General features: G+C 27.9%; 6 protein-coding genes. 1 reads left to right on the forward strand and 5 read right to left on the reverse strand.

What is annotated here, in order from left to right; translation table 11 throughout:
• Positions 1-263: 263 nt before the first annotated feature.
• The 5 genes from OM075_RS23220 to OM075_RS23240 all read right to left on the reverse strand — a co-directional run bounded on the left by OM075_RS23220 (position 264) and on the right by OM075_RS23240 (position 6804).
• The gene (locus OM075_RS23220; RefSeq protein WP_301192953.1) at positions 264-2072 is read right to left on the reverse strand and encodes a relaxase/mobilization nuclease domain-containing protein; all 1809 of its coding nucleotides are present in this window, start codon (positions 2070-2072) and stop codon (positions 264-266) included.
• Positions 2062-2442 carry a plasmid mobilization relaxosome protein MobC gene (gene mobC / locus OM075_RS23225; RefSeq protein WP_301192954.1) on the reverse strand — a complete coding sequence of 127 codons (381 nt, stop codon included), beginning with the start codon at positions 2440-2442 and terminating at the stop codon, positions 2062-2064. The genes OM075_RS23220 and mobC overlap by 11 nt, the downstream gene beginning before the upstream one ends.
• A gap of 2476 nt (positions 2443-4918) precedes the next feature.
• Complete coding sequence (locus tag OM075_RS23230; RefSeq protein ID WP_301192955.1) at positions 4919-5746, reverse strand: ParB N-terminal domain-containing protein; 828 nt, start codon at positions 5744-5746, stop codon at positions 4919-4921.
• Entirely contained in the window at positions 5739-6494 is a 756-nt protein-coding gene (locus OM075_RS23235) for a ParA family protein (RefSeq protein WP_301192956.1), read from the reverse strand. The genes OM075_RS23230 and OM075_RS23235 overlap by 8 nt, the downstream gene beginning before the upstream one ends.
• Positions 6495-6591: 97 nt before the next feature.
• Positions 6592-6804 carry a hypothetical protein gene (locus OM075_RS23240; RefSeq protein WP_301192957.1) on the reverse strand — a complete coding sequence of 71 codons (213 nt, stop codon included), beginning with the start codon at positions 6802-6804 and terminating at the stop codon, positions 6592-6594.
• Between the two features lie 2414 nt (positions 6805-9218).
• Between OM075_RS23240 and OM075_RS23245 the strand changes: the two genes are divergently transcribed.
• A complete protein-coding gene (locus OM075_RS23245; RefSeq protein ID WP_301192958.1) occupies positions 9219-10181 on the forward strand; it encodes a replication initiation protein in 963 nt (320 codons plus the stop codon).
• Positions 10182-10491 lie beyond the last annotated feature (310 nt).

Below are 10491 nucleotides of genomic sequence, written 5' to 3' on the forward strand. Positions count from 1 at the left end.
ACCGTTAACCTGTTAAATAGAGACTATAAACTGGCCTGTTTTAAACCGAAATCATTGGCATACACCGACCGATATTAGTGGCATAAATCAAACCGTAATAGCCACCTCTCCCCTCTCCTACTTTACTAGTTCATCAAAATAAATTTTAATTGAAAAAATTAACTAATATAAGTACTCCTATAATAAATCATTATCTCATTATCATAAATCAAAACAAAAGTTCAACTATTTTAAAATAAAGAAAATAATACGAGTAACTTTTTTTATAATCTAGGGTTATTTTTTCTTCTGATTTTTCTTTTGGGTGGTTCTTCTTGATACTGACCTCCAGATCCAGAACTCAACGACACGCCTTTGGCTATATTGTCAAATAATGGAGAATTTATTGTATCTGTAGTTTGTGATTCAAATTGATTTTTCTCCCCATAAACGTTTCTTATTTGATTATTATTATCTTCAATTCTTTCAGAAACATATTTTAGTAAATCAGGATTATTCCCTTTCTCTAATTCTCTTTCAAAAGCTTTTAATGCGTTTGGTAACTTATTATCAAAATTAGAATCCTCACATATTTTTAGTAGTTTATCATACTCACTCTTAGAGTTAATATGATGTTTGTTATCAAGTCTATCTAACGACTTTTTTAATTCCTGATAATAATAATCTACATGTAGTATATACCTATCTTTAAAATACTCCATTGGATTAGTTGAATGGTTTCCTTTTTTCCATTCATTATTTAAATCCTTTAATTCTACATTATCCTTATTTGTGAATCTTAATGCATCAATGGATTTATCCAATTGATCAGAATAACTAAATCCAGACTTATCCATATACTGTTTGAGATTATTCTTCAACCCTTGTTTTTGAAGATTACTTTCTTCAATATCTTTCTTCCTATATTCTATTGGTCGCTTATAAAATTCATTCAAATCACGTATATAAGATTTAAAATAATGCTGTCTAAATGCTTTTTCATAATGTTTAATTGGAGATAAATCTTTAGTGTTATTTTTCCATTCTTCATTCATTTTCTTCAATGAATTTAATTCACTATTGGTAAAAGAAATGTATTTATCTCTGTAGTTTTTGTTCTCAATTTTGATGAAGTTTTTAGTTGAAAAGTCATTTAAAATGGTTTCAAAATCCTCCTTTATTTTGCTTTTTTCTTTGTCCGGTAAATTAAAAGTGTTGGTTTTTTCGGATTCATCTATTACAAATTGAACTACTTTTGCATCTCTTTTTTCATTATAATCAATCGCTTTTTTTATATTATTCCATGAGTATTTTTTTCCCAAAGAACTCCCTTTAAAAATGAAATTTTCCTCTCCCCTTTTTATTGAAAATGAAATTCCTTTAATTTTTGATTGATCCTTTGAAGTATTAAATCTTACATTTACACCTTGTTTTTTTAAGGAAAATACCATCCCTTGCAGTGTTCTTTTTCCACCTCCTAACATTAATGAATTATCAATTTTTTTAATTAATTCCTTTCTTGGTGTAATATATTTTTCTCCTTTTTGGTGCTTTCTTTCCTCCATTTTTATTTCTTTTAATGAAGGCTTTATTATGTCTAATTTTCTATTTGTTACTACTTTTAATCCATATTTTATTTCAAGTTCTCTTGATATTTCATTAATTTTTTTGAAGTCTTTATGTAGATCTACATAACTTCCATCACTTCCTACTCTTGAAGCTACAATATGAATGTGTTCATGCTCTGTATCATTATGTCTTGCCATTACAAACTGATTCTGACCTTCTGCATTAACATTTATTTTAAATCCTAATTTTCCTAAATATTCTTCTCCAATTTTTGAAAAAGTATAATCATCTAGTTTATTTTCTTTAGGCAAGGAAACGGCTAAATGAAAAACAGGAGATTTAGCTTTTGATTTTAAATCCTGTAGATTCTCTCTAAATTGTTGTGCTAAATCTTTTGCTAAATTATTTCCTGCTTTCGTTGTATCTACAAGCATATTTGAATTCATGAAATATCCCTTTTCTATCTGAAGAATATATCTCAAAATACCTCCAAAATCACTACCTTTTGATATCTTACCTATCATAGTTGTGTATATTTATATTCTCTTGGATTGTAAATAATATTTCTTTTAAAGCGTTAATTTCCTCCATCAATTCCTTCTTTGTTGATCTGTGAAAAATATTCGCTTCAGAACTATTAATACGTCTGGTTAATTGGTTTATATTAATCCCTATTTTCCCTAAACTTAAAAATGTATCCTTATTAATAACTGGAGCTGGTGGTTTCAAATCATAATGTAGAATTCTACTTTTGATGTAAAGGGTTTGGTTTTTAAATTCTTTGGCATAAGAATCTAATATTTTTCCTTCTTCTTCTGTTAGTCTAACCTTAACAGTCCGTTTGGCTTTTCTCGAATTTTCAATGTACTTGTTATGTTCCTTTCTATCCTTCATTTATCAAATTGAAATGTAATTTAAAAATTATCCAACCGAAGGGCCGGTAATTTCCCCTCTCCAGAATTTATTATGGAGCAAGTTGAATTGGGTTCCCAATTCGATAACTTGCTCTCTTACGATCTAATGTAATAAAAACGATTGATAATATAATAATTGACTATAATATTCCTGATAAAGGAATAAAAATTAACAACTAACTTCCTCAATTACGTGATTGAGATGATTGAATGACGACATTATATTGAGCAATTATACCCTACATCCTATTTTCAATATTTATTTATTATAAAATGAATTTCCCTTTCCTACTACATAAACTCATTTACCTTTTAAGGTATAAAGTATCATCGTATTTGGATATTTGGTCTTTTGCCCATTTAAGTGTCTAGGCATATGAGCATTAATAAGCATTACTTGTTTATGATAGGTAAGAATTAATAGCAATAATGAAGAAGATAGAAAATACCCTTATATTGGTTGGTTGTTTAAAAGTTCCATCGACTGTATGCATTAACTATCATAAACACATAGATTAAATCTAACTTTCAAAATAAGTATAGCGTAGCTGATCAATGAGTAAACAAGTGAAAAGTATGAGAGTATGAATATATACCCATCTATTAACAATGGTACGATATTGATTCCTTCATGATTTCATGACTTCATGATTTAATGTTATAATGACTTAATGATTTCATGACTTCATGATTTAATGTTATAATGACTTAATGATTTCATGATTTAAAGAGATCGTGATAGAATCATGTAATATTAAAATGTTGGGAATTATATTGGTGTAATTGTATCTTGTATTTATTATATTATGATTTTCGCTCTACACTCTACATAAGCACATTTACTCTTTTGCACATTTACTCATTTACCCTTTTGCGCATTTGCTCATTTGCTCTTTTGCTCATTTAACCTTTTGGTCATTTACTCATTTGCGCATTTACCCTTTTGGTCATTTACTTATTTGCTCTTTTGCGCATTTACCCTTTTGATCTTTTATCCTTTTGGTGCATTTGCTTTTGTAAGTTTATAAGAAATGATTCTCACTTATTATTTATAATACCATATTTATGCCTTCATGCTATAATGGTGTGATGGTAAAATGGTGTGATGGTAAAATGTTCAATTAATATGGTATAGGAATATAGCTTGTCAATCTATTGTTTGTATACGTTATAAGGGTACTGGAAGGTAAAACCCAGATGGTTTATGGCACGATTTACCTTATCAAGGTAAGCTATTAATTGATAAAACCTATAGTTATCAAAGGTGGTATATGAAGTAAAAAGTTCATTTAGCTTAATGTTGTCCATTTCCAGAAGTTCTCTACCCCGGTAATCGTTACTCGTAAACAGCATCATTTAATCATTGATTGTATTACAGTTTATTAATAGAACTTCTCCTATTTTTGGATTACTATACTCATGAAGGTGTAGTGTTACAATTTTATTTAATCCATTGAAAAAGACACTTGATCTTTCAAAGTGGCATAAGACGAACTGTTTGTCAATTGGATATTCTCTGCTTGTGGCATGGTTCAATCCGTGTGCCTGATAAATAGCATCCCAAAACAGGCCTGTTTTGAACTGAAATTAATGGCATACACCAACAGATACTCGAGGCATATGAACAAACCGAAATAGCCAGTTGGTATTAAAATGCTACTTCAGTTTTACAAAGGTGTATTTCCCTTTTCCATAAGGGGAAAAATAAAAATATCAATGTATTAATATCTGTTTCTAACCATTAAAAAAAATCGAATTTGAAATGAAATTTATAGATATTCCGGTGATCCGCCAGAATGTCATACTGATAACATCGCATTAACCGGCTTCTGAAAAGGGGGGCAACATGATCAAGAATATCCAATTTATATTGGTTATACTGAATCAATGTGCAAAAATTGCACATTGATATGGTGGAAAAAGATATGACTTAAAGCATTTTTCTAATCTATAAATAACAATACAGAGAAGTTTGCAATACAAACAGAGAGTTTCTTGTGGCAAACCCTAAAACTGTTTATAATTTTGAAATACATGTATGATCTAAAGAAACAATTTATACTTATAGAAATAGTCATCAGGATAAAGTGTTCATTAATAATAAAAATCACAAACATCTAATTATTACATTCCAAATATTTAGTTTCATAACAACGATTTACTCTTTAATTTTGTTGAAAAAAGTATATCTGAGAACCAAAGGAAAGTCAAAAATGTAATGAAATACGTAAAGCAAAACTTATAATGCTTTTATTATTAATTTACCTAATTGGCTTTGGAATAAAGAAAGAAGTAAACTTGCACATTTTGTTCCTGAACTATTATTATATCCTAAATATATCCATATTAATAATACAATAAGTTAACTCGATCAGTTATATACAAAAAATGTCCTAAAATTAGGACATTTTGTATATCATAAACTCAACAAGTAAATTAGATAACGCTAATTTGCATTAACTACGATAATTTTCTCTTTGAGGAATTACTTCATTAATAATTTCAAGAAAAACATCCTCTCCTACTTCTTCAATTATCTGTACAATTTTTTTCTTAACTGAAATCTTATTAGAGCTAATTTTTGAATTTCCATTTATCGTGGAATTCATTGAGTCCATTAAGTGCTTATCTAAGTCGGCTTTATTATTAATTTTCTGTTTTGGTTTACGTCTACTAAGTTTTTGAATATCTGATTTTGGAATTTTTTCTTTACCAATTAATATTTTCGATTTTAATTCACCATCTAGTTCATCAATTCCTTTTGCATATTCACCGGCACTTTTTATACTTCGGATGGACATCCCTGTTTGCTCGGCTATAAGTTCAGCCGTGTTTTTAGCTTTAGAAACGGAACTTTGATCATTATTTCGCTGACTCCTTCTATCTCCTCCTTTTGATTCTTTTCTATTATTATAAAGAAGCCCGATTAAATAAGAACGATTTGCATCAGTAAGGTTTCTGCGACCTAACTGCTTTTTTAACATCCATTCTTTAACTCCTTCTATAGATTCAAATTTATGTTCTTTTGTTTTAAAAGAAACACCTAATTCTTGAGCAATATTATACCTGTTATGACCATCAACAATAATATTTTTTTCACCATCATGCCATATATCAATAGGTTCTCGAATACCTTCTGACTTAATAGATTCAAGTAATAAACCTTTTTCCTCTTCTGTTAAAGGAGGAATAAATGATTGAAGATCAGAAAGAATTACAAGTTCTTTTATTTCCTCCCTAAATTTACCCAGTCCCCCTGATAATCCTAACTTCTTTTTAGCCATTAGTTCTTTTAATTATCTCATTTACAAATTCTCTGTAAGCAATTGCTCCTGCAGATGTAGGAGCATAATCATATATAGATTCTTTTGCAATACCTTGTTCTGATAATGCTATATTTTTTGGAATTACTGTATTACACAAAATTCCTTTTCTATTTTCACTAAGTTCATTAAGGACTTCCTTTGCTAAGGAAGTCGATGCCTCATGTTTTGTAATTAAAATATCAGAAATTGACATTTCTAGGTCATCCTCTAAACGATTCTCTAATGTATAAAGTCCTGTTAAAGACAAATAATCAGAAAGAATTGGAACAATTAATCTATCTGCAATGTTGTAAGCATTAACAGTTAGTGAATTTAATGCTGGAGCTAAATCCATAATAATAAAATCATACGAATCATAGTATGGAGAAATACATCTCTCTAATTGACGATCAGATTTACTTAACATATTTTGTAATTCTGTTTCAATACCTACCATACTGAAATTATGTGAAGGAACAACATCTAAATTCTGTTTCACATTAATAATAGTTACATTATTAATTTTTTTTCTTAATGCTTCAGAAATACATTGTTCAGGATCAATCTGTACACCCATTAGGTCTGTTAAATTTGCTTGCGCATCTAAGTCTATTGCCAATACTTTATAACCTCTATCTGCTAATCCATGTGCAAGATTAACAGCTGTTGTTGTCTTACCAGTTCCTCCTTTAAAGTTGGTTATGGCAATATTAATTGACTTTCTCATATTATACCAAATATATTTTTACAAGTTTAAATAAATTCATTAAATTACTAACCGTAATAACTATGTTTTTATAAACAATTTATTTCTAATTAAATTTTTAATATTGTTCCTTATCTGATTTTAATTGTCTAATTTCATTAGCTTCAATTAAAGCTTGTTCTTTACATAAATATTCTATTAATTGTTTTAAATTCCACCCTTTCAATTTGGCAGACAATTCTAAAATTTCATATGTACCAGGATCTAAGTGAATAAGTTTTCCCTTTAATCCTTCATACCTCTTTTTTTTATTTTTTTTTGGAATAATCATTTTATAATAAATGTATATACCAAATATATATACATTTTAGTAAAAAATAAAATTTTATTGAAAGAATATCTCTAAAAATAAAAACAAAGTGCAAAATTTGCACTTTGTTTTTATTCAACTGAATTATTATGTATACTTAAGTAGTTTTAAAACTTTATAAAAATTTAATGAGGGTGGGGCAGGGGTCCGCAATTTTTTTAATTTACTTAAAACAAACGCTTTATAAAATAATGAAGGAAATAATTTAATATGTTTACATGAGAAATATTTGGCTGTAGTAAAATTCAAATTTTATTATAGATAATTTACATTAAAGCAAACAATCTTTAATGAACCATGATAAATATCGCTTAGTTCAACTTAAGGATTTTTTCATAGAAACACTCTGGACCAGGTTATGACATAATGAAATGAAAATAGGATTTAAGTATAATTAGATATCAGAATAAAACATTATGGTCACTACCTTATGAAGATATTTTTTTTATTCAAATACTTGGAAAGCTGAATAAAAAGCATATTAGATACATAACTTCAAATATTTCGGAAATTAATCGGAGATAAATATGTAAATACAAACTTTTTGTTTTTATTTTGCTTAATTCCTCAATAAAATTATAAAACTTATTAGATATAGTAGTAACAATAAATACCGTTATGTAATATAAGTTGGTTCACTGCAATTTAACTCAATTCTTACCCATCTTGAATACATACAAATGTGATAGATAGATAGCTCCAAATATAATTTATATATGAAAAGAACTGACAACATCAAAAACCATAAATAAATAATTGAGTTATAACCTAGAGGAGGAGAGAGGCTCAATTTTCTGGTGCTTACATATATTGCTTTAAAACCTAAACCAGGTTTAGTAGGAAGTCTTACGTAGATTGTCAGTTAGAGTGTTATTCATTTATAGCGCTATTAAATAATCCATAAAATAAAAGTTTCGTAGCCCGTGAAGACTTAATCTTAACATAAAACATTTCTAAATTTATAGAAACTATTTTGTTTAAACAGTCAGTAGTTTACTTAAGAAGAAATTGTTAACTTGTTAACTGATATATTCTTATTATATACAGATACAGAAGTTTATTGTAGCTAAGATTATTTACTCTTTTATTTAAAGAATATATACATAGTGGATGCTTAAAATCCTCTGATTATTAGTTGTTATTTTTATATCTTTGACTTTTTCGCAAGCACTTTTCTTACAGAAGTTTTATCGAGTAGAGATATACTAAGAATTTATAGAGTTTATAGATTAAGCGTTATTATTGAAATTCAATACGGTACCAAAATTAGCCAAAAAACAGTACACTATGATCGTACAATATTTGGATTTTAATAGCATTTAGAAATTGTAAATCAAAAGGATTTTATCTTGATATGCTGTCCTTCAACAAGAAAAATCGTTATACTTCAAATCACTTTTTATACAGGTAAGCTAATTCTATTGATTAAGTTCAATGTTGTTTGTTGGAAAAATAAGATCTTATACGACTCTCAATTACATTACTTAAACCTTCTGATCGAAGTTTTTCTGGATAGTTTCTGCTTGCACAATAGAATTTCAGTTATCCAAGATGATAATATTTCAATTTATGAGTGGCAAGACTGAGAAGCAAATCTCTCATAAATACAAATACTACCTCTTGAGGAGAGTTAAACTAATACTATAATAACATTAGATTCCAACATTTGAATTATCTAACATACTTATTTCCATTGTGTTTGCTGACATTCCTATCAATCCATCAAATTGTCAATAAATTACTATTAGTACGACGAACTAACAAAGAATTTCAATTTCAAATAACTTTTATAATTTTTAATACCTACTGGTGAGAATTATAACAAATATTTTAATTATTTGGCACATTATTAACAATGAGCTACCATTTTATTCAAAGAGAATTACTTCTTTATCATTATATATTAAATATACATTATGTTAAACCCTTTCCCCCCTTAATAAATTTCTTGCGTGAGCAAGTTAATATTTTGTAATTTGACTTATAGTTTTTATAGATTATGTATTTATGGTTACTTCAAAGTTAGTAGATAGATGATGTATGCTTTCAAATTACACCTTATTAAGTTATTCTAAATAGTATATAGATTCTTTTTATCTTTTTAGATAGATAATAGCTATGTCTGTATCAATCGGATTTTCAGCTGATTACTTACTCTAAAATGACAAATAAACAGTTCAGAATGACAATTATGCAGTTTATAATGACGGATATGCAGAGCCTAAAATTACGGATATACAGTTGTGAATGACGGATATACAGTTTAAGTTCAAATTAATAAATTAAAACACAAATTAAATGACATTATAATTTGACATTGTCATTTTATTGAGTACTTTTGATAAAAATATTTTATAAATATATACTAAAATTCTATGAATGCGAATTCTTTCCAATTTCCTAACGTACTGAATAGAGCTGTTCATAATTTTGAATCTGCTCTATCCAAGCGAATGTTTTATGTATTAATGACACGATTAAAAAAAGGTCATGACTTACAAATTGACATTCATAAGAATCTTTGGATTGAAGTTCCTACTGCTTTATTAAGACAACAGCATCATGAAATATTAGCTAAGGCATCTGACGAGCTCCAATCTGCTAAATTTTCATTCTTAGATGAAAAGAATCAACGTTTTAACAAGATCATCCCATTCCCAGTGGTTCAATATCAGAAAAGATGGGGACATGTAAAAATTAAAGTTGAACCAGAAGCGCTACAATACCTTGCACAATTAACTTCAGGTTATATATGGATTCGCTTAAAATCAATACTATCGTTAAATAGTAAATATTCGCAAAGATGGTTTGAATTATTTATGTCTAAAAAAGATTTTGGAGAATGGAAAAATGTGGAAATAGAATATATTAAGAAATTAATGCAAATTGGAGACGGATACAAAGATAAAGCAGGTTTTTTACGTAGAGTGGTTTATGAACCAATAAATGAGATCAACGAAAAAACTCCTCTATTTATTGAATATACTCCTATAAATAATCAAAAAAGACCAATACTAGGATTTGATTTTACGATCAAAAACCAAGAAGCAAAAGGTGAAGCTGAGGTGTTTGAAAAAATCGAAAGATATTACGATGAACTTCATCAATTAAAACCTCATGAGATTGCACAAAAAATGCAGAATCTTATTCGAGAATATGAATTACCTCCAAGAATTTATGATGAAATGGTTACAAACAAAACCTTATTAAATGCGGTATTGGAAGCAGACGCAAAAATAAAGGCAGGTCAAGTAACAATTGAAACAACAAAAAACAGATATATGGGAGGGGTAATTAAAAGAGCAAAACGAGAAGCTTCAAGTTCAAACCCAAATTAGAACAAAATCAATAACAAGACCTATACAACTTTACTAATAATTTAAAATAAATATATATAGTAAAACATCGTATCTATGGTTGATCCCTTTTTATAAAAAGATATCAATGAATAACTAGATAGTTGAATATTGCTTATTTACATTTACTTACATATATATTAAATTACATATATTCAGTTTAGCAAAATAATTCACTATTCGAGGGAGCAAGGGTATTCCAACTGTTTTCTTGTCATTTTTACCAGATTAGATTAGGACTTATTAAATGACGTTTTTTCAGTTTCATACTTCAATATAAAAGGTGATCTGT

Source organism: Plebeiibacterium sediminum, assembly GCF_026013605.1.
GTDB classification, from domain to species: domain Bacteria; phylum Bacteroidota; class Bacteroidia; order Bacteroidales; family Marinilabiliaceae; genus Saccharicrinis; species Saccharicrinis sediminus.

Coding starts and splice junctions, on each gene's coding strand:
- OM075_RS23235 (WP_301192956.1), bottom strand. CDS start 6,494: ATGAGAAAGTCAATTAATATTGCCATAACCAACTTTAAAGGAGGAACT.
- OM075_RS23245 (WP_301192958.1), top strand. CDS start 9,219: ATGAATGCGAATTCTTTCCAATTTCCTAACGTACTGAATAGAGCTGTT.
- OM075_RS23240 (WP_301192957.1), bottom strand. CDS start 6,804: ATGATTATTCCAAAAAAAAATAAAAAAAAGAGGTATGAAGGATTAAAG.
- OM075_RS23220 (WP_301192953.1), bottom strand. CDS start 2,072: ATGATAGGTAAGATATCAAAAGGTAGTGATTTTGGAGGTATTTTGAGA.
- OM075_RS23230 (WP_301192955.1), bottom strand. CDS start 5,746: ATGGCTAAAAAGAAGTTAGGATTATCAGGGGGACTGGGTAAATTTAGG.
- mobC (WP_301192954.1), bottom strand. CDS start 2,442: ATGAAGGATAGAAAGGAACATAACAAGTACATTGAAAATTCGAGAAAA.